Origin of the sequence: Paenibacillus silagei (assembly GCF_017874735.1) — a bacterium.
Classification (GTDB): domain Bacteria; phylum Bacillota; class Bacilli; order Paenibacillales; family Paenibacillaceae; genus Paenibacillus_AQ; species Paenibacillus_AQ silagei.
This window is the reverse complement of record NZ_JAGGLV010000008.1, coordinates 1-18,734: the sequence shown is the minus strand read 5'-3', so window position 1 is coordinate 18,734 and position 18,734 is coordinate 1. Positions and strand designations below refer to the sequence as shown.

The window sequence follows — 18,734 nt, the reverse complement described above, 5'->3', positions numbered from 1 at the left end:
GCTCCATTCTAGCACACCTGCACCCTGCACTGAAATAGAAATAAAGCCCGATTTCTGAAAAACTGTCAAAAAGCTCTGAGCGTTCAGCTCTTTTTCTGAAACAATCTAATATTCTTTGCAGGAGAACGTGCACCCTTAAGCGGACCAATCAGCCCCCTAATGGCCTGAACCAGCTTTCCTTTACTCTGAAAAGGGTCCTGCTGAAGCGGCAGGCTGTATACGCTGGCAGGCTCAAGCAGGGAAGCCAGCAGCGCCACCGTATGCTCTCCGGCCAGCGGCAGACATATCCGCCATTCCGGCCGGGGAATCAGACCTCTGCGGCGCAGCCAGTGCAGGGTATCCTCCAGCCGCCAATCCGCACCCGAGGCGATCAACAAGGGGAAGCTGCTGCCGGTGAACACCTCCAGCGCCCCCTCACCGCCGCCGGTTCCAAGATCCAGGACGATATAAGCATAGGCTTGATCCGGCAGGTGCGGGAGTCCCTCCGAAGGGGGAAGCTTCCAGTAGTCTACCCCCATCCAGGTGAACGGCTTCTCCTGTGTCCCCTGAACACCGCTAGTTTCAGGACCTCCCGCCATTTCCTTCATGCGGTTAAATACCTGCGAACCGGGATTACAATCTACCCATGCCGTCCGTCCTGCGGGCGACAGGCAGCGGCTGACAGCAAGCGAGGTATGTGTGGTCCCAATTCCGGGGGACACCCCTAATACGGCCACCACCGCAGTAGACTGCTGCGCTTGCTTGTCCTCCGCAGCCTTGAGCATGTTCGTTCGCTCACGCTCATGTCTGGCTTCCCCCGCACCGCCAATCTCCAGCTGCTGGAGAGCCGCCCTTACCTCCTCAGCACTGCCATACCGTTCCTCCGGGTGATGCCGCAGCAGCCGCCGTATGACCGGAATCATCCGGCCCGGGAGCTGACCCTGCAGCTTCCGCTCCATCCCGGGCTGCCAGGCGCTGAACTCCCCGCGGGAAGCCATATACAGCAGCAGCGCACCAAGCCCGTACAGGTCCGATACCGGGCTGCTTTGCCCGCCGCCATATTGCTCCGGGGCCGCGAATCCGGCAGTCCCAAGCTTCTCGGTGTCCTCACCGGAGCCGCTCCTCAACCTGCGCGCAATCCCGAAGTCAATGACCTTCAGCTCATGCTCTCCAGTCAGCATGATATTCGAAGGCTTGAGATCCCGGTAGATAATTGGCGGCTCATGGCTGTGCAAATAATGCAGTACCTCCAGCAGCTGCCGGGCATAGCTGAGGATTCGCTCTCCCGTCATTACAGCGGGATGCTCTGCCATATACTGATGCAGGGTGATGCCCTCGATATAATCCATCACCAGGTAGGTGTAGCCGTCAGCGTCCGGCGGAAAGAAATCCGCAATCTGCGGGAGCAGCGGATGACGTAGCGAGATTAACAGCTCCGCTTCCGCCTGAATGGCGCCCGCACCATAACTCCCCTCCCGGATGACGCTCTCTTTAATGGCCCGCAGCATACCCGGCAGCCGTACATCCTCCGCCAGATATACCCGGCTCATTCCGCCTGTTCCTATCAGCCCGGTTACATAATAACGCCCTCCCAGAATCTGTCCGGGACTTAACTTTCCTGTGAATTCCATCTCTTCCCCGCCTGTTCATATAGAATGTTGTATAACGCAAAAAAAGCCCCCCACTGCCCGCACCGGAACCGGCAAGAAGCCGGAGGTGCAGACTGCGGGATGCTTTCCCATAATCCTGCAAATATGAATTAATACTTAATCATATAAAGTGTAATCTCGTCCCGGTTATGGAACAGCTGCTTCGCACGCTGGACCTGCATCCGCTGGCCTTCAAACATGGTGATGATCTCCTTGATCACCGCCATTGGCTTCTTGTGCATCAGCTTCACGGTAACAATCGCGCTGCCGCCCGGTGTCAGGCTATGCAGCAGCTCAGTGACCAGCTTCGCCATCAGCTTGGGGCTCCAGCTCATATCGCAGACCAGCAGATCGAATTCGTTCTCACGGAATTTGACCTCTCCGGCATTTTTGCGCAGAATCTTGAGTGCCGGATTCTTACGTAAGGATTCGTGCATCAGCGCCGGATCAACAGCGGTAACCTTGAGACCGCGCTCCAACAGGAACGAGGTCCAGCCGCCCGGAGAAGCGCCGATATCGACCGCATTCTTGAAGCTGTAGAACGGAATGGCGAATTCCTTCTCCGCTTCCATCAGCTTGAATTTGGCCCGTGAGATCTGTCCGTCCTCCTTGCGGAAGCGGATCATGCCGCCATTCCAGCTGGACAGGTTCGCCTCCGGCCGGGATACCCCGGCATACAGCGCGTCACCGTCCGCATAGACGGAGATCACCCAAGCGGGCTCCTGTACGGTGAACTCGGCGTCCAGGCTATCAAGCTTGCCCTGCAGCCATTCGCGCAGCTCGCCCGGACTCTGCTCCCAGAAGGAGGAGGAGCCTTTACGGACATGCAGCGACACCTTCTCGCCTTGCAGCTCCGCACGCCGGCTTAAGTATACCGCCAGCCGTTCCAGTGCCGGCAGATCACCGGTGTCCTGGAAATCAACAGGCTGGATGTGGCGCAAGAAGACCGGCAGGTTCTGTGCCAGCCGCTGCACTACCTCCTCCGGCTCCGCCTCAAGCGTGGCCAGGAAGATTTCTCCCGGCAGCAGCAAGGTGCTTTTCACCGCTCCGAACAGGCGTCTAAGCTCCTCCTGTGCATAGGGGGCGAAGCCATGATTCGCCGTGCAGATATATCTTGAAATGATCTTGTCTTCCGTATCATCGTTCAAATCGCTTGGCCTCCAGAACTTATTTTTATCCAGGGACGTCCGTTATCCCATTCAACCTTGACCGGAAGATCATAGGTAGCCATCAGCATCTCCTGCGTCAGCACCTCTTCCTTGGGACCGGCTCCTGCCAGCTTCCCGTCACGGATCAGCGCCACGTGAGTGAAGAGCGGAACAATCTCCTCCACATGATGGGTGACATACACCACTCCAACGTTATGCTGCCGCAGCTTGTCGATCTCGGCAAGCATTTTCTCCCGTTCATATAAATCAAGACCGGCGCAAGGCTCGTCCATAATAAGCAGCTTAGGCTCTGCGATCAGGCAGCGGGCCAGCATAGCCTTCTTACGCTCCCCCTGGGATAACAAGCCGAACGGATGATAAGCCAGTTCGCCGAGGTTCATCTCCTTCAGCAGCTTAAGCGACCGGTCCTTCACACTTTGCGGAATCTCCTGGTAGAAGCGTAAATACGCATAGGCACCAGTAGCTACAACCTCCCAGACCGGGTCGGTCAGCGAGAGCTTTTCCATCAGGGACGGGCCGATATAACCGATTCGCTTGCGCACCTCGCGCAGATCACATTGACCGTACTTGTACCCCAGCACTTCAACAGAGCCCTTGCTGGGGAACAGGTAGCCGGTCATCATTTCCAGCAGGGTGGTTTTGCCGGAGCCGTTACGTCCGAGAATGACCCAGTTCTCCCCCTGCTTCATGGTAAGGGATACATCGTCAAGAATCAGGCTCTCCTCCCTGCGCAGGGACAGATGTTGTAATGATATCATTATAATGTCACTCTCCTTATGTATGCCAGCACCCGTTCAACAGAGTGTATGGAATAAATGATGTCCGGTTCAGCGCTGCGGTCAGCAGATACGGCCAGCAGTGCGGGCACACTTGAGATTTGATAGGTGTTCACCAGATCAGGGAGCATATTCACATTCCCCTCAGCAATCACAAGATCAGGCGGAAGCAGATGCTCCGCCACCTCAATCATCCGCCGGGCTGCCTTACAGGTTCCGCATAGCGGGGTATGCAGGAACAGGACAAGCGGCTCGCCCTTCGTGGCCAGCAGCTCCAGCAGCTCCGGCTGATTCATTTCCTTCATCTTCAATCCTCCCCCGCCTCAAACCAGGTCCTCACAGCAGCAATCTCCGCTCTGTGCGTGCCATCCGGTCCCTTTTCTGTTTCCATAACGATCACTTTATCAGCCAGGAACTCCATCTTCACAAGCTGGCTAAGCGCCGCACCCCCGATGTATCCGCTACCGATTCCAGCATGTCTGTCCCGCCTTGAGCCGTAGGGGAACCGGGAGTCATTCAAATGCACAGCCGCCAGATTCGCCCAGTACCCCAGCTTCTCACCGCGTACGATAAGCTCGTCCGTCTGCTCCGGATTCCAGATGCCTGCAGCGAAAGCATGGCAGGTATCGAAGCAAAAGCCGATCTTCTCCGGGTAGCGGCACAGCTCACGGACCTTAACCAGCTCTTCGGGCGTCATGCCTTCATACCCATGATTCCCTGCCATATTCTCAAGCAGCAGCTTGGTTCGTCCGGTCCAGTCTGCCAGCACCTCGTTCATACATTGTATAATTTTTTGATAACCCTGTAACGGCTCCATCCCGGCAAAATGACCGAAATGCACCACAATGCCCACCGATCCGCACGCCTCGGCAATCTCCAGATCATTGCGCAGGGAGGCAATCATCACCTCTCTGTCGCCCGGGCCAGCAGCCAGATTCGTCGGATACGGGGTGTGGGCAATGGAAGCCATCCCCTGCTCCCGGCAGTATTCTGCGCAGCTGCTTGCATCGCGGTAGTCTACCGGCTTCAGCTTCAGACTGCGCGGATTCTTCGGAAAATACTGAAAACATGTAGCCCCGCTCTCCCTGGCGGACCGGGCAGCCTGCCCGTACCCGCCGCGTATGCTGACATGCGCCCCTATGAAGGGGCTATGCGTCATGCTGGCAATCCGGGCAATAGAATACCTTGCGTCCGGACAGCTCTGTCTTCACTATGGTTCCCCCGCCGCGCAGGCAAGGCTCGCCTTCGCGGTCATACACTTTACAGGCATCATTATAAGAACCGGTCACGGTGTCGCCGGTCATGAACGGCATTTCCATATACCCGCCGATTTCAGTGGCATCCGTTAACACCTTACGCACGCTGTCGTACAGCCGGGTCACCGCTTCCGTTGACAGATTCTGAACAAGCGTAGATGGTAGCAGACGGGCTTCATAAGCAATCTCGTCAGCATAGCAGTTGCCGATTCCGGCCATAACATGCTGGTTAACCAGCAGACTCTTCAACGCGCCGCGCCGTCCCTTGAGCAGTCCGGCGAAGCGTTCGGCCGTCATCCGGCGGTCCAGCAGCTCGGGTCCAAGCTTCCCCATTGCCGCTTCACCCTCCTTGACAGACAGCAGATGGAGATAGCCCAAACGCAGCCCCATGAAGTAGAGGATATGCTCACCGAACGCAAGCTCAACCTGTGTAGTACGGTCAGGACGTTCTTCCTCTGTACCATAGAACAGTAGTCCGCCCAGCATCAGATGCAGCAGCAGTCTGCGGCCGTCATGCAGGTGGAAGAGGATATGCTTGGCGCGGCGTTCCACGAATACAATTCGGGCACCGACCAGTCCCTTCACGAATTCTTCAGTCTCCATATTGATAGTCTTTTCTCTATTTACGGTTACCCCTGTAATGGGTACGTTTATTAGATGCTGGCTAAGCAGCTTTCTGTAATTCTCCATTTCCGGCAATTCCGGCATATTGTCATCTTCCCTTCTTGGATGGTCAAATGGTCACCTTTGTCATTATACACCGAGCAGTACCATAAGTTCAGCTAAATCAGCACAAATTTCATCAGGCTTGACTCCGGTCAGCTGCTGGTAATGCTCCAGATTATCCCGGGTGGTAAGTCCCGTAAGCACCAGTACGGTCCGGCAACCTGCATTGGCACCCGCCAAGATATCCGTTCTCATATTGTCACCCACCATCACCGCATCCTCCGGCTTGATACCGAGCAGAGATGTCGCATATGTCACCAGGTGCGTCTCGGGCTTGCCGATGACCACGGGCGCCACTCCGCTGGCTGCTTCAATAGCTGCACCTATCGTACCTGCACCGGGCATCACTCCGTCATCGGAGGGAAGCATCAGATCGGGATTGGTCAGGACGAATCTGGCTCCTTCACGAATCCAACGCGAGGCGCGGGCCAGTGCTTCATATGTAAAAGAACGGTCAATCCCCTGCACAACATACTGCGGATGCTCGGAGACCAGGGTTAGCCCTGCCTCTGTGCAGGCTTCCACCAGCCCCTCTTCTCCAAGTATCGCCACGGATGCTCCCGGAGATTCTCCGGCAATGTAACGGGCGGCAGCCAGCGATGAAGTGCAGACCTCCTCGGGCCTGGCTTCAATGCCCATTCCGCGCAAATGTGCAGCTACACTCGCCGGTGTTCTTGAAGAGTTATTCGTCACATACAGGAACGGAATCTCCGCCGCACGAAGCGCTGATATCAGCCGCTGGGCCCCGGGAATCATTCTGCCGCCATGATACAAGGTGCCATCCAGATCAATTAACAAGCCTCCGATATTGTTCATAACTCCTCCTATCGATTCGAACTTGGTGGTTCATCTCATTTATTATTAACCCTATGAATTATATTTCAGAGCAGCGGCGGCTTCTCCGGGAAGCGCGCTGCGAATGGGTTTATTGCCCGCCTGCCTGCTATTTTTAGCCGCTTTGTTTCGGCATTTTCTCTACTGCTTCGTACCCTTAATCCTTACCTTTTACTTTAAATTTAACATTCTTCGTCGAACGCTAGCGAACGCCAGCAGCGCCCGGCTATTTTTGGCATAGCCCTGTCATTTCCTGCGCTTTCCCGGAAAATAATTCAGTCCGCAGCGTCATTTCCCGGGGTTCTCCGGTAGACCGGGAAGGTGCAGAATTCCTCTGCCAGCAGCGTATTCGGGAAGATCTCCTGCGCTTCCTTCAGCAGCGGAGCGAGCTCCTCCTGCGAAGTGTAACGCGAGCTGAAGTGGGTCAAGATCAGCTCAGCCCCGCCTGCATCCCTTGCCAGCTCCGCAGCCTGCTGTGCAGTGCTGTGATGATATTGATGAGCCATTTCTGCCAGGCTATGGGCAAATGTCGCCTCATGAATAATCAGATCGGCATCCTGCGCCAGCGGCAGTGAGCCCGCACAAGGCCGGGTATCTCCCAGAATAACTACGATACGTCCGCGCTTGGGTGCATGAATCACCTCGGCCGCCCGGATCAGCACGCCTTCATCAGTAGTGATATCCTCGCCTTTTTTTAACCGGCCATACAGCGGTCCCGGCTTCAGTCCATAGCTCTTCAGCAGCTCCGTATTCAGGTTACCCGGACTGTCCTTCTCCGTAACCCGGTAGCCATAGCTGTCAATCCGGTGCTCCAGCAGTCCTGCTTCCACCTTGAAGGTCTCATCCTCAAAAATCAGCCCGCCGCTGTGTTCCACAATCTCCAGCTTATAAGGAATGCGGGACTGGCTGACAGACAGCGATATGTCCAGATATGCCTTGAGCCCGGGAGGTCCGTACACCGTAAGCGGTGAAGTCCCGCCCTGGTAGCCCCTGCTGGAGATGAGTCCGGGCAGGCCAAACAGATGATCACCGTGCAGATGGGTGATAAATAGCTTCTCCAGCTTGCCCAGCCGCAGCGGCGAGCGCAGAACCTGATGCTGTGTCCCTTCCCCGCAGTCGAACATCCAGAAGGTTCGCCGTTCTTCAAGCAGCCGGAGTGCAACCGACGTCACATTGCGCTGCAGCGTCGGCACCCCGGCATTCGTTCCGAGAAAATAGATTTCCATTATGCCCCTCCTCTCTCTCGCCCAGATGTCTTTATTATTTTTTGTGATCTTGCCCGTTCTTATGACAAGAATTCTACTCTGTTTTTGCTGCAAAAGCATCTTTTGCAGCAAAAAACCTCCCGGTAACGGGAGGTTCCGAAAAGTCGGGGCGTAGCCCCTTCTGACCGGTAAGCATGCGGAAGGCTCAGAGCTTCTCCACATTGAAGTACTGCGCTTCAGGGTGGGCAAAGACCATCGCCGAGACCGAAGCCTCCGGCTCCATCATGAAGCCCTCGGTAAGCTGCACGCCGATATCCTCAGGCTTCATGAGCTTGAATAACGGCCCCTGATCCTCCAGATCCGGGCAGGCCGGGTAGCCGAAGGATACACGGATGCCCTGGTAACGCGCGCCATGTCTTTGCTTCATAGTCATATCTGCCGGGTCCGGGAATCCCCAGGTATCGCGCATCATATGATGGACACGTTCAGCCAGACCCTCTGCGACTTCAAGAGCGACTGCCTGCAGAGCATGGGAACGGAGATAATCTCCTTTATCCTTAAGTTCAGTCGATAATTCACGGACACCATGTCCCGCAGTAACCACCAGGAAGCCAACATAGTCCATGACTCCGCTCTCCACTGGCTTCAGGAAATCAGCAAGGCAGAGATACGGCTCCACATTCTGGCGCGGGAAGGTGAAGGTATGCAGCACCTTAGCCTGATCCTGCGGATCATAGATCAGAATGTCATTCCCGCGTGACTGGGCCGGGAAGAACTGGTACATCGCATGCGGCACGATCGTGCCTTCGAGCATCGCCTGATGCAGAATATCGTCAACGGTCTCTTTCAATTCTACCGTACGCGGGTCCCGCGCTGCCAATTGCGCCTCTACAGAGCCGCGCAAGCCGAGATGATGGCCGAGCAGCATCTGCATATTCACATAAGGAATCACATGTCCCAGCGGATAATTGCGCAGGACATGACGCTCCAGATCAGGCGGGGTGAACACCGGGGCATCAGCCGAGATTTTGGAGCGGACTGCGCGCGTAAGCTCGGGAAGCGGCGCTTGCGGAGCGACAGCTACGGCAGCCTCAGCCTCCTCGCGGACCTCCTCCTCAATCTTCACCCGCTCCAGCGGGTTCATCAGCCGGTTGGCGATATCCAGACCGTCCATGGCATCCTTGGCATATAAGACGAGCCCGTCATACTCCGGACGGATTCGTGTCTTGGTGAATTTGCGGGTCAGCGCTGCGCCGCCCACCATAATCGGTACATCAATACCGGCGGACCGCAGATCCTGCGCAGTCAGTACCATCTGCTGCGCCGACTTCACCAGCAGTCCCGACAAGCCGATGGCGTCAGCCTTTTCCTTGCGGAAGGCTTCAATAATATTCTCTGGCGGAACCTTGATCCCCAGATTGACGATCTCATAACCGTTGTTGGAGAGAATAATCTCGACCAGGTTTTTACCGATATCATGCACATCACCCTTGACGGTCGCAAGCATGATTCTCCCCTTAACCGAGGTCTCATCCTTCTGCATGAACTGCTCCAGATGGCTTACAGAGGCCTTCATGACCTCCGCACTCTGGAGTACCTCTGCCACGATTAATTCATTGTTATTAAACAGCCGTCCTACTTCAGACATCCCCGCCATCAGCGGTCCATTAATGATCTCCAGCGGAGGTGAGGTCTTCAGCGCTTCATCCAGATCCGGAATCAGCCCCTCCTTAGTGCCTTCTACCACATAGGAAGCTAAGCGCTCATCCAGGGAGAGATTGGAGATCTTCTCCTTCTTCTCCACCTTTTTGCCGCGAAAAGCCGCCACGAACGCAGACAAGGTATCGTCATTCGTATTATAGATCAGCTCTTCTGCAAGCTTGCGCTCCTCTTCAGGGATCGATGCGTACCGCTCCACCTTCTCGGTGTTCACAATGGCATAATCCAGACCGGCCTTGGTGCACTCGTACAGGAATACCGAATTGAGCACCTCGCGGCCGGCTTCCGGCAGACCGAAGGAGACATTACTGATACCGAGAATCGTGTGAACAGCAGGCATGGCCTCCTTGATCAGACGGATGCCGTCAATCGTCTCTTTGGCGGAGCCGATATACTGCTCATCTCCGGTTCCTACAGGGAATACCAGGGTATCGAAGATCAGATCCTCGGGAGCCAGACCGTATTTGTTGACCAGCAGATCGTAGGAACGTCTGGCCACCTCCAGCTTGTCCGAAGCCAGGATAGCCTGGCCGGTCTCGTCGATGGTGCCTACAACAATCGCTGCCCCGTATTTATGAATCAAAGGCGTAACATGCTCGAATTTCTCTTCACCATCTTCAAGGTTAATGGAGTTAATGATCGCTTTACCCTGACAATACTGCAAGGCCAGATCAATGACCTTCGGGTCCGTCGTATCGATCATTAACGGCACCTTGACCTTCTTCACCACCAGCTCCAGGAACCGCATGATGTCTTCCGTCTCATCCCGGTCCGGGTCCTGCACGCAGACATCAATAACCTGTGCGCCGCTCTTCACCTGGGCACGGGCTATCTCCGAAGCTTCCTCATATTTCCCCTCGACGATTAGACGCTTGAACTTCCGGGAACCGAGGACATTGGTCCGTTCACCGACCATATACGGACGGTTCTCACTCTCAACGTACACCGGCTCTATCCCCGATAAGGCCGGAGGATGCTGGCCGTCAAGCTTACGCGGCGGGTAAGCCGCCATCACTTCAGCCATCGCCCGGATATGATCAGGAGTCGTTCCGCAGCAGCCGCCGGCAATGTTCAGCCAGCCCTTCTCCGCGAAGCCGCCAAGCTTACGGGCCAGGGAATCCGGAGATTCATGATAATTCCCGTTCTCATCCGGCAGACCTGCGTTCGGGTAACAGCTGACGGCCGCTGAAGAGATCGCGGACAGTGAACGGATATGATCCCGCATGAACTCCGGTCCGGTAGCACAGTTCAGTCCGATGGACACCGGCTTCAGATGCTCCAGCGAAATATAGAAGGCTTCTATATTCTGACCGGCAAGTGTAGTTCCCATAGGTTCAATCGTTCCTGAAATCATCACCGGAAGCGTAATTCCGCTCTTCTCGAAGGCGTTACGGATGCCAATGCTTCCAGCCTTCACGTTCAGGGTATCCTGGGATGTCTCCAGGAGCAGCGCGTCCACCTTGCCGTCGATCAGGGCAACCGCCTGTTCTTCATAGCTGTCTATAAGCTCCTTGAAGGTGACTCCCCCGGTGACAGAGAGCGTCTTGGTGGTCGGTCCCATAGCTCCTACAACATAACGCGGGCGCTGCGGTGTATCATATTTATCTGCGGCATTACGTGCAAGTCTGGCGGCCGCAAGGTTAATCTCCCGGGCACGATCCTGTATATCATATTCGGCAAGCACCACTGAAGTGGCACCGAAGGTGTTCGTCTCAATCAGATCCGCACCGGCCTCCAGGTATTTCTCATGAATGTCCTGTATAACCTCTGGCCGGGTCAGCACCAGCATTTCATTACAGCCATCCAGGTCATCCCCGCCGAAATCCTCGCCGGTGAGCGGCACCTGTTGAATCATGGTACCCATAGCTCCATCCAGTATCAATATGCGCTGCTGCAAGCTCTCAGCAAGTGTGTATTTGGCCACTTTCCATCCCCCCAGTGAAACATTAGAGTAATTTTAGCAGAATAAAGGGATTTCGGAAAGCCTTCCTTTCCACCCTGCATTATTTGTATTTCCATTGATTTCATTTCTATTACGGCGCTACCACAAGTTTCTTGCTTGGCATGGAATGCTGCGTCCGGGCAGTCACATGTGAAGTGACACTGAATTCGCCTGCCTCTGCAAAGGTATGTTCCCCGACATAAGCCCCTTCTCCGGCACTTTCACCCTTGATTTCAACCTTCTTGGTCTTATCCGCTGCCTCGTTGACCTCAAACATTACTTCTCTCGCATCATCCACTGGTTCACCGTCCTGTGTCACCACAGCCTTGAAGCTAACTGCCGTCCCTCCGGTTACTTCCTCCGGGGTCCAGCTCAGCTCCACCTTAATCGGTGACATGGAGGAATTGGCCGCAGCATGCATCTGCATCTCATTTTCCTTATTCCCCGAGCATCCGGCTAGCGTCATCCCCATTACAATGCATATAAGTCCCCTGCGTATCCTTGGCTTCATCATCTGAAGTCCTCCCGGTTCATAGGTAGATTCTTCTTCATCCACGAACATATCCATTCTATATTACAATGAAAGTCAGATCGCTACTCTTCTTATTATACACATTTTATTCAATTTGCCTTAAAGAAGCTGCATGATTCACTCGTGAACATGAGAATAGTCATATCTTTATAAAAAAAGCCAATATCCTAAAATAGGATACTGGCCTCATAGAATTCAATTATAAGGAGTCTACCAGCGGCAGAAGCTCTGAAAGATGGCTGATCTGGTAATCCGGCGTAATCTCCGGGTCCGAGGCTTTGCTATTGCGGTTGATCCAGACCGTGGTCAGTCCGGCAGACAAGCCCCCAAGAATATCTGTCGTGAGCTTATCGCCCACCATTATACCTTGCTCTGGAGTAATATCCAGCAGTCCGAGCGCATGCTCGAAGATTCCCTTGTCCGGCTTGCCTTTGCCGAAGCTTCCCGAAATTACAACGTGGTCAAAATACGGGGTAAGCTCCGGCACACCATCCAGCTTCTCCTGCTGAAGGGCCGGGCAGCCGTTCGTCAGCAGCAGTAGCTTCACCTTACCGCGCAGCTCGTCCAGCACCTGAAGCGTCTCCTCATAGATATAAGGACGGCTGCGGCGCTCTGCGGCGAACTTGTCAGCCAGCTGTGCAGCCAGCGCTTCATCCTCTACCCCGAGTGAGGCCAGGCCACGGCGCCAGGATTCCTTACGGTAGACAGGGGCAAGCTGTTCCAGTTGACGGAACTCAGGCTGCTCACCGGCAGTGAAGTTCGCCCACAGCGCTTCATACGGATTAATACCGATCAGCTTCGTGAACGGATACGTCTCATAGGATTCGTACAGTGTACGGGCTTCCCTGCGTACAGCAGCTTCCAGCTCCCCGGGATCAACGGAATCTCCAGCAGCCTCACAAGCATGGCGGAAAGCTTCTTCCACACTGCGGTCATCCCACAGCAGAGTATCGTCAAGGTCAAATAGTACGGCGGTAATCGGCATTTGTTCTCCCACTCCCTATATGCTGGTCTGTCTTCCTATTCGTGCACGACCTCAATGTTGTTGTTCTTGGCGAACTGCTCCAGGCGTTCCCCCATCGCAGCAGTGTCATAACGGTTAATCAGCTTGGAGAAAATCCACTGCTTGCGCTTACCCTTATACTTAATGGTAACTACACTACGCGATAAAGTGATCTTCTCAATATCCGCCGCAGCCAGGAAGCGTTCGCGGTTGTATTTAATAGTAGAGATACGCGCACGCTCTACCTTAAGGAACGGACGGCGGAAGAACAGCAGCGCAGCGAGCAGGAAGTACAGCACTACACCCAGCCAGTTAGCCAGAATCCCGCTTCCTTTCGCTTCGTCAATTGAGCCGACCACCCAGAACATGATACCGAGCAGCATCAGTACAACGGGGAATACGATATTGCGGCCTTTGAAAATATCGATGCTTTTCGCGGCAGTCTTAGTGCTGGAAGTGTAAATGGAGTCCTTCCCCTGCTTCTTTCTTTGCTGGTTAATTTGCTTCGTGTTGCGTTGAACCATTCTTTCCCAAGAACGGGCCATGTAAGTTCCCCCTAGTCATCCTGTATTATCTATGAAAAGGCAACAGGCTAATGCTTAAGTCCGTTATTGCCTTCTTCATGCTCCGGATTGTCCACAATTTCGATGGTATCAAGCTGGGCCCGAAAGTTAGTGCGGATATTCCCCAGGTACATCTCGCGGAGCTTGGCACGTTCAGCCAGTTCCTCGTCATTCAGGCCGCCGTTCTTAGCTTTGCGTGCCAATTCATTGATGCGTGCGACCAATTCGTCAATATTCAATACGTTTCCCTCCCTCTAAATTCATTTTAACTTTGCCATGAGAAAAAGAGCTTGTCAAGGTCTACCCCCTGAAAGCTCTCACAGTCGATCATTAGTCTGACATATTCCTTCAGTATAAAGGTAAAGTCAGAATATCTCCGGCCTTAATGACGCTGTTCTCCAAATGATTCGTCTTCATTATTCCTTCTATATATACGGCAGTCTTCATGTCCTCAGGCTTGTTGCTTAACGCAATACTCCATAAGGTATCTCCGCGTTCGACTACGATCCGTTTATCCGGCTTCAGTGAAGAGACCGAACCGGCAAAAACATTCCCCACCACAGTGAATCCCGAAATAACAAGCATCAGCACCAGGACCAGCTTCATCAGGCTGACCTGACGGAATAGTGATGAGAGCGCAGCGAGACTATGAAGAATCCCGTCCTTGATCTTGGTTACATAACTATAAGCAGTTGGATTACCGGGAGCGGACACCTTGATATCCTCATTATTGTAGATGCTGTTGTATGTACTATACTTTAACATGATCATCATCCTCCAAACACATGTTCTTGCTTTCGAAAATAATATAACACGAACATGTGTTTCGATCAATAGTTTTTTCGGAACATTTGTTCTCTTTATTTTCATTCTCTTATTTTCCTCATTTTAGAACTTATGTTTGTACGAACGGAAGTTCTATGTTATAATTTTCCCAAACATAGTATATGGGGTTGATACCGATGTCAAAGATTTCTAGTCGTCAGCTGGCGATCCTGGAATTTATACGTAATGAAGTCCGCAGCAAGGGTTATCCTCCGTCCGTCCGCGAGATTGGCGAGGCTGTCGGCCTGGCCTCCAGCTCTACCGTGCATGGTCACTTGGACCGGCTTGAGAAGAAGGGCCTGATCCGGCGTGACCCAACGAAACCGCGTGCCATTGAATTACTCGGCCAGGAAGATTCAGAGAATGTGCATCAATTTGTCCAGACCGTTACCCGCATCCCGGTTGTGGGTAAGGTTACAGCTGGTGTTCCTATTACAGCTACAGAGAATATTGAGGATTACTTCCCATTGCCTGCTCATTATGTAGGTGATAACAAGGTATTTATGCTATCTGTTCTTGGTGACAGTATGGTGGATGCCGGAATTATGAACGGGGATTATGTCATCGTGCGCCAGCAGCAGACTGCCGACAACGGCGATATTGTTGTAGCGATGACCGAAGAAGATGAAGCAACTGTCAAGACCTTCTACAAGGAACGGGATCATATCAGGCTGCAGCCGGAGAATCCGGCGTACGAGCCTCTCCGCCTCAACCGCGTTACGATTTTGGGCCGGGTCATCGGATTATTCCGCGATATCCACTAATCTACTCCCCGCTTAAGAACAGGCTGCTCCGCACCATGCGAAGCAGCCTGTTTTATGTTCATTTTACTTCGTGTAGTGGCCAAAAAGCCGAATGAAAACATTTGTTCTCATTCGGCTTTTTGGCCACTTTTTCTGTGAACCGCTGCTCAGCTCCGCACATATCCTGTTACAAAGGAGTGCTGATCTGTATGCCCAATTACCGAATTATCGTCGATCTGTCACAGCGCATGCTGTATTTGCTGGATAATGACGTTGTCACCAGAGGCTTCCCTGTCGGCATCGGCAAAATGTTAACCGTCTCGCCTGTAGGCGAATACACCATCATTAACAAACAGCCCAATCCAGGCGGCCCGTTCGGTGCCTTCTGGATGGGACTGTCCAAGCCGCATTACGGCATCCACGGAACCAATGACCCATCCTCCATCGGCCACATGGTCTCACACGGCTGTATTCGTATGTATAACGCAGATGTTCTGGCTCTAGCCGCCCTCGTTTCCATAGGTACCCGTGTCACTATCCGGGAATAGGAACGTCGCAAAAACCCTTGAGACGCCAGATTGCGCCCCAAGGGTTCTTGTGATTCATATGAATTAGAGCGGATACAGACTACAGCACACTTCTCAACAGACGGATAGCCACCGTATTCAAACGGATGGCCTCGCGGATCGATTCTCTGGCTGCCAGCAGTTCTCTTCTGGCCCGCGAACCTCTAGGCACTCTGCGCAGATTCTCATTGATTTCTTCCAGTCTCTCGAGCAGGATAGCCCGCTGTGTCAGCAGGACATTAATGGCTCTGCGAATCCGGTTACGTTCTCTTTGGCTCATCTTTACACCTCTTTTACACTTGGATAGTATAAGAGATGCCAAGAATGGCTCCAAAGATTGTGTGATTCGGCAGTAATGTTAGTTAGAGTTGCAGGTAGTGGGCAGCGAATCTGCTTACTTTTTGTTCAATCGTACCCGGAATTCAAATTCATCGCGTCTATAAGTCATTCCGGCCAGCACAATGTACTCCGGTGTCCATTTCTGTACAGGTCCGGCATAATCAGCAATCACATGCGGTTTGCCATCAACCAGCTGAACGACGTAGACCTGTACCTGTGCCAGTGCGGCAGCGAATAGATCAGCATCACTGGACAGTACTTTATAAGCCGTATTCAACTTCGTTCCTCCTTGTTCCACAACCATATTAAAGATTCCGTCTCGAATCTATTCAATTATACCGGGTCATGGAACAATATGTAAACCATATTTACAGCTTAATAAACAGGATTTTGAACAATCCGATATACTTCTTCGTGGCCCCGCCATCCCGGGTAAAAAAATTGGTATTCTTAAGGTCCGGTACACTGAATACAGAGAACAAAATGTAGTTATCCCTCACGGTCAAAGACTCAATTACAGGCTGGGCCACCTGCTTGGTAATTCCGTCGCCTATTTCCTTACCGAGCATATTCTCCAGATTCTTTACAGAATATTCACTGAATGCTTCCTTTCCCGGATTCGTAACCGCCATCACAATCAGAACAAGGATAAGGACCAGAAACGACTTACCGCCCGATCTCCTGCGGACTCTGCGTGCAGGGCTTGGCGTATCATAACGCGAATTCATTCTTTTCCCCCTCTACTACAGAATATATAGTATCTCTAGCAACATGACCCCCAGCGGATTAAATATCATCCGGTACACGAACAGCATCCCACCTGTAATTCCACTGCCCCCGACATCAATGCTGCTCCAATCCCACAACGGCAGAGCCGGCGCATCCAGCCCATATTGCTCCATAAGCCTCGCTTGGGTCTCCGCTGGCACAGCCGCTCCTTCCGCCCCAGCCACCGGACCTATCAACGCCAGGATGAGCATCAGCGAAAGCATAATCTTATATGTATTCTTCATGATCCACTCCCATGTCTGCCACTAGAATTCTCTTCTGGTTAAGTATATAGGAGATGGAATAGTATGTAAAATGGATTGATCTGAAGTTATAATTCCTTTATATTATGTTGTAAGGGTTTTGCTCAGTCTTCATCTTCACTCCTCTCCCCCATACTAAAAATCGGGAGAGTTTTTTTTATGTAGGAGGTAAATGTATGAATGGAAATAAAGTTATCATCATTCTACTGTCTATATCGATACTGGGTGTACTCCTTTACTTCGGAATAGCTTATGGACTGCTATGGTATGCCTTCCAGTCCTCGGTTCCTGTTGAAGAATAATCTATTAAACCTGGGAGGGAACGTGAATGGATTTTCGCTTAAGGCTATGCCGCTCATCCAAGGTGTTCTGATCACCGAATATTCGCCAGAGATCCTCCCTACGATCAACCAACTTACAAAACAGCTAGGCACATACTACGCTTGGTGGGAGTAGGCGCCTTTTTTATAAACATACTTCGGAATAACTTATATACTAATGTAGCAGATCTTCCGCCCCCCGTTTGACTTTGAACAATATTCTTAGAACTTCACCATCTAAGTAATGTCAACATGTTAAGATTACTTATAATCAAAAAGCACCTCCAAAATATATATTTCATGAGATAAACTTATAGAATAGTGATATTATTTGGAGGTGTACTTATGCGAAATATAGATTATACAAACTATTATTGGCAAGATGATGAAATTAGATTGCGTTCAATAGAGGCTGAGGATTGGGAAAGTATATATTTAAATGCATTCGATACCCCTGCCCGTCGTTTTCTGGAATGCACTATTGAATTGCCGCCTACAATCTCGGAGGCGAAGAAATTCGTTGAAGAGAACGTTGAATTTTCATCCACTAATGGCCGAATCATGTTTACTATTGAAGATATGAATGGTGAAACGGTAGGTGGTATTAATTTAAACAGCATTGACGAGAGGAATGGTACTTTCAGCATAGGTATTGTAATTGATCATCCCTATCGAGGTAAGGGTTACGGTACCAGGGCAGTGCACATGCTCTTAAAATATGCATTTTTCGAGCGTAGACTTAATAAATTTAATGATTATGTTCTGGACGGAAATAAGGCATCGGCTGCTATGCTTAGAAAAGTAGGATGCGTTCAAGAAGGAGTCCGACGTCAAATCTTCTATATCAATGGTAAATATCATGATTCTATGTTGTTTGGTTTAACAAAGAATGAATATAGGGATCTTCATCATAAGGATCACCAAAATATATAATCATACATTAACCTAATCAGAGACGTTCAGTTCCATACACCAACAGCAGTCGGGGATTTATTTCTCGGTAAAAGAGAGCTGTTGGTTTTTTATATTAGAGTTTGTTGAGGTGATCAAATTGAAGAAATACAACAGATCTGAAAAAGTCATTATTGGAGTGCTGCTTGGTATGACTGCTGTGCTAGCTTTAGGAAGCCTGTTCTTTTGGTATGTCTTCAGCACAATATAAAATAATCTCCTCGCTGCCGCCAATTGTATTCGGTTTTTTGCATACATTGGGCCTGGTCGTCTCCGTGACACCCATTGTATTCGGTTTTTCGCATACATTTGGCCCTCATGTCCTCGCCACTGTCCAATGTATTCGGTTTTCCGTATACACTGGGCCTTGTCACCTCCCCGGCGACCCATTGTATTCTGTTTTCCGCATACATCTTGGCCCCCACATACGTACGTAAGAGCACTAGATCCACGCGCAGATGTATATCATACCCTCTTAAAAAATATATAAAAAAACCCCGGCGCGTATTGCGAGGCCACTGAAAAAGTCCATAAAGAACTGAAAGAGACATTCGACACAAAGAATGTCTCTTTTTCTCGTTACAATAAAAGAATTAAATCAAAGGC

The 18,734-nt window shown here is 51.8% G+C and carries 21 protein-coding genes; 3 read left to right on the top strand and 18 right to left on the bottom strand.

The window, feature by feature from the left end; translation table 11 throughout:
- Positions 1-83: 83 nt before the first annotated feature.
- The 14 genes from J2Z70_RS13490 to J2Z70_RS13425 all read right to left on the bottom strand — a co-directional run bounded on the left by J2Z70_RS13490 (position 84) and on the right by J2Z70_RS13425 (position 14,118).
- Positions 84-1,610: a serine/threonine protein kinase gene (locus tag J2Z70_RS13490; RefSeq protein WP_209873649.1), complete on the bottom strand. Its 1,527-nt coding sequence runs from the start codon at positions 1,608-1,610 to the stop codon at positions 84-86.
- Positions 1,611-1,738: 128 nt separating this feature from the next.
- Entirely contained in the window at positions 1,739-2,776 is a 1,038-nt protein-coding gene (locus J2Z70_RS13485; protein WP_209873646.1) for an SAM-dependent methyltransferase, read from the bottom strand.
- The gene (locus J2Z70_RS13480; RefSeq protein ID WP_209873642.1) at positions 2,773-3,555 is read right to left on the bottom strand and encodes an ABC transporter ATP-binding protein; all 783 of its coding nucleotides are present in this window, start codon (positions 3,553-3,555) and stop codon (positions 2,773-2,775) included. Before J2Z70_RS13480 ends, J2Z70_RS13485 begins: the two co-directional genes overlap by 4 nt.
- Positions 3,555-3,878, bottom strand: a complete 324-nt coding sequence (locus J2Z70_RS13475; protein WP_209873639.1) for a thioredoxin family protein — start codon at positions 3,876-3,878, stop codon at positions 3,555-3,557. Before J2Z70_RS13475 ends, J2Z70_RS13480 begins: the two co-directional genes overlap by 1 nt.
- A 2-nt stretch (positions 3,879-3,880) precedes the next feature.
- Positions 3,881-4,732, bottom strand: coding sequence for a deoxyribonuclease IV (locus J2Z70_RS13470; protein ID WP_036726429.1), 852 nt, complete (start codon positions 4,730-4,732; stop codon positions 3,881-3,883).
- Entirely contained in the window at positions 4,722-5,537 is an 816-nt protein-coding gene (locus J2Z70_RS13465; protein WP_209873636.1) for an Fpg/Nei family DNA glycosylase, read from the bottom strand. The genes J2Z70_RS13470 and J2Z70_RS13465 overlap by 11 nt, the downstream gene beginning before the upstream one ends.
- Before the next feature lie 45 nt (positions 5,538-5,582).
- Complete coding sequence (locus tag J2Z70_RS13460; RefSeq protein ID WP_209873634.1) at positions 5,583-6,371, bottom strand: TIGR01457 family HAD-type hydrolase; 789 nt, start codon at positions 6,369-6,371, stop codon at positions 5,583-5,585.
- A gap of 293 nt (positions 6,372-6,664) precedes the next feature.
- A complete protein-coding gene (gene rnz / locus J2Z70_RS13455) occupies positions 6,665-7,615 on the bottom strand; it encodes a ribonuclease Z (protein WP_209873631.1) in 951 nt (316 codons plus the stop codon).
- A gap of 184 nt (positions 7,616-7,799) precedes the next feature.
- Complete coding sequence (gene metH / locus J2Z70_RS13450) at positions 7,800-11,177, bottom strand: methionine synthase (protein ID WP_245368230.1); 3,378 nt, start codon at positions 11,175-11,177, stop codon at positions 7,800-7,802.
- 169 nt (positions 11,178-11,346) lie between these two features.
- On the bottom strand, positions 11,347-11,823 hold the full coding sequence (locus J2Z70_RS13445; RefSeq protein WP_209873625.1) for a FixH family protein: 477 nt from the start codon (positions 11,821-11,823) through the stop codon (positions 11,347-11,349).
- 163 nt (positions 11,824-11,986) lie between these two features.
- On the bottom strand, positions 11,987-12,772 hold the full coding sequence (locus J2Z70_RS13440) for an HAD family hydrolase (RefSeq protein WP_209873622.1): 786 nt from the start codon (positions 12,770-12,772) through the stop codon (positions 11,987-11,989).
- A 35-nt stretch (positions 12,773-12,807) separates the two neighbouring features.
- Complete coding sequence (locus J2Z70_RS13435) at positions 12,808-13,335, bottom strand: hypothetical protein (protein WP_036726420.1); 528 nt, start codon at positions 13,333-13,335, stop codon at positions 12,808-12,810.
- A gap of 47 nt (positions 13,336-13,382) precedes the next feature.
- On the bottom strand, positions 13,383-13,592 hold the full coding sequence (locus tag J2Z70_RS13430; protein WP_036726418.1) for a DUF896 domain-containing protein: 210 nt from the start codon (positions 13,590-13,592) through the stop codon (positions 13,383-13,385).
- A 109-nt stretch (positions 13,593-13,701) separates the two neighbouring features.
- The gene (locus J2Z70_RS13425; RefSeq protein WP_209873618.1) at positions 13,702-14,118 is read right to left on the bottom strand and encodes a LysM peptidoglycan-binding domain-containing protein; all 417 of its coding nucleotides are present in this window, start codon (positions 14,116-14,118) and stop codon (positions 13,702-13,704) included.
- A 197-nt stretch (positions 14,119-14,315) separates the two neighbouring features.
- Between J2Z70_RS13425 and lexA the strand changes: the two genes are divergently transcribed.
- Both lexA and J2Z70_RS13415 read left to right on the top strand, forming a co-directional pair.
- Entirely contained in the window at positions 14,316-14,942 is a 627-nt protein-coding gene (gene lexA / locus J2Z70_RS13420) for a transcriptional repressor LexA (protein WP_036695466.1), read from the top strand.
- A gap of 188 nt (positions 14,943-15,130) precedes the next feature.
- Complete coding sequence (locus J2Z70_RS13415) at positions 15,131-15,469, top strand: L,D-transpeptidase (RefSeq protein WP_209873615.1); 339 nt, start codon at positions 15,131-15,133, stop codon at positions 15,467-15,469.
- Between the two features lie 79 nt (positions 15,470-15,548).
- On the opposite strand, the gene J2Z70_RS13410 is transcribed toward J2Z70_RS13415, so the two are convergent.
- The 4 genes from J2Z70_RS13410 to J2Z70_RS13395 form a co-directional block, all read right to left on the bottom strand.
- Positions 15,549-15,767 (bottom strand): hypothetical protein, encoded by a 219-nt coding sequence (locus tag J2Z70_RS13410; RefSeq protein WP_036726416.1) that lies wholly within the window; start codon positions 15,765-15,767, stop codon positions 15,549-15,551.
- Positions 15,768-15,881: 114 nt separating this feature from the next.
- On the bottom strand, positions 15,882-16,103 hold the full coding sequence (locus J2Z70_RS13405; protein ID WP_036695469.1) for a hypothetical protein: 222 nt from the start codon (positions 16,101-16,103) through the stop codon (positions 15,882-15,884).
- 91 nt (positions 16,104-16,194) lie between these two features.
- Entirely contained in the window at positions 16,195-16,554 is a 360-nt protein-coding gene (locus J2Z70_RS13400; RefSeq protein WP_209873612.1) for a DUF4359 domain-containing protein, read from the bottom strand.
- 15 nt (positions 16,555-16,569) lie between these two features.
- Positions 16,570-16,839 (bottom strand): hypothetical protein, encoded by a 270-nt coding sequence (locus J2Z70_RS13395; RefSeq protein WP_209873609.1) that lies wholly within the window; start codon positions 16,837-16,839, stop codon positions 16,570-16,572.
- 683 nt (positions 16,840-17,522) lie between these two features.
- On the opposite strand from J2Z70_RS13395, the gene J2Z70_RS13390 reads away from it, so the two are divergent.
- A complete protein-coding gene (locus J2Z70_RS13390) occupies positions 17,523-18,110 on the top strand; it encodes a GNAT family N-acetyltransferase (protein WP_209873607.1) in 588 nt (195 codons plus the stop codon).
- Positions 18,111-18,734: the final 624 nt, after the last annotated feature.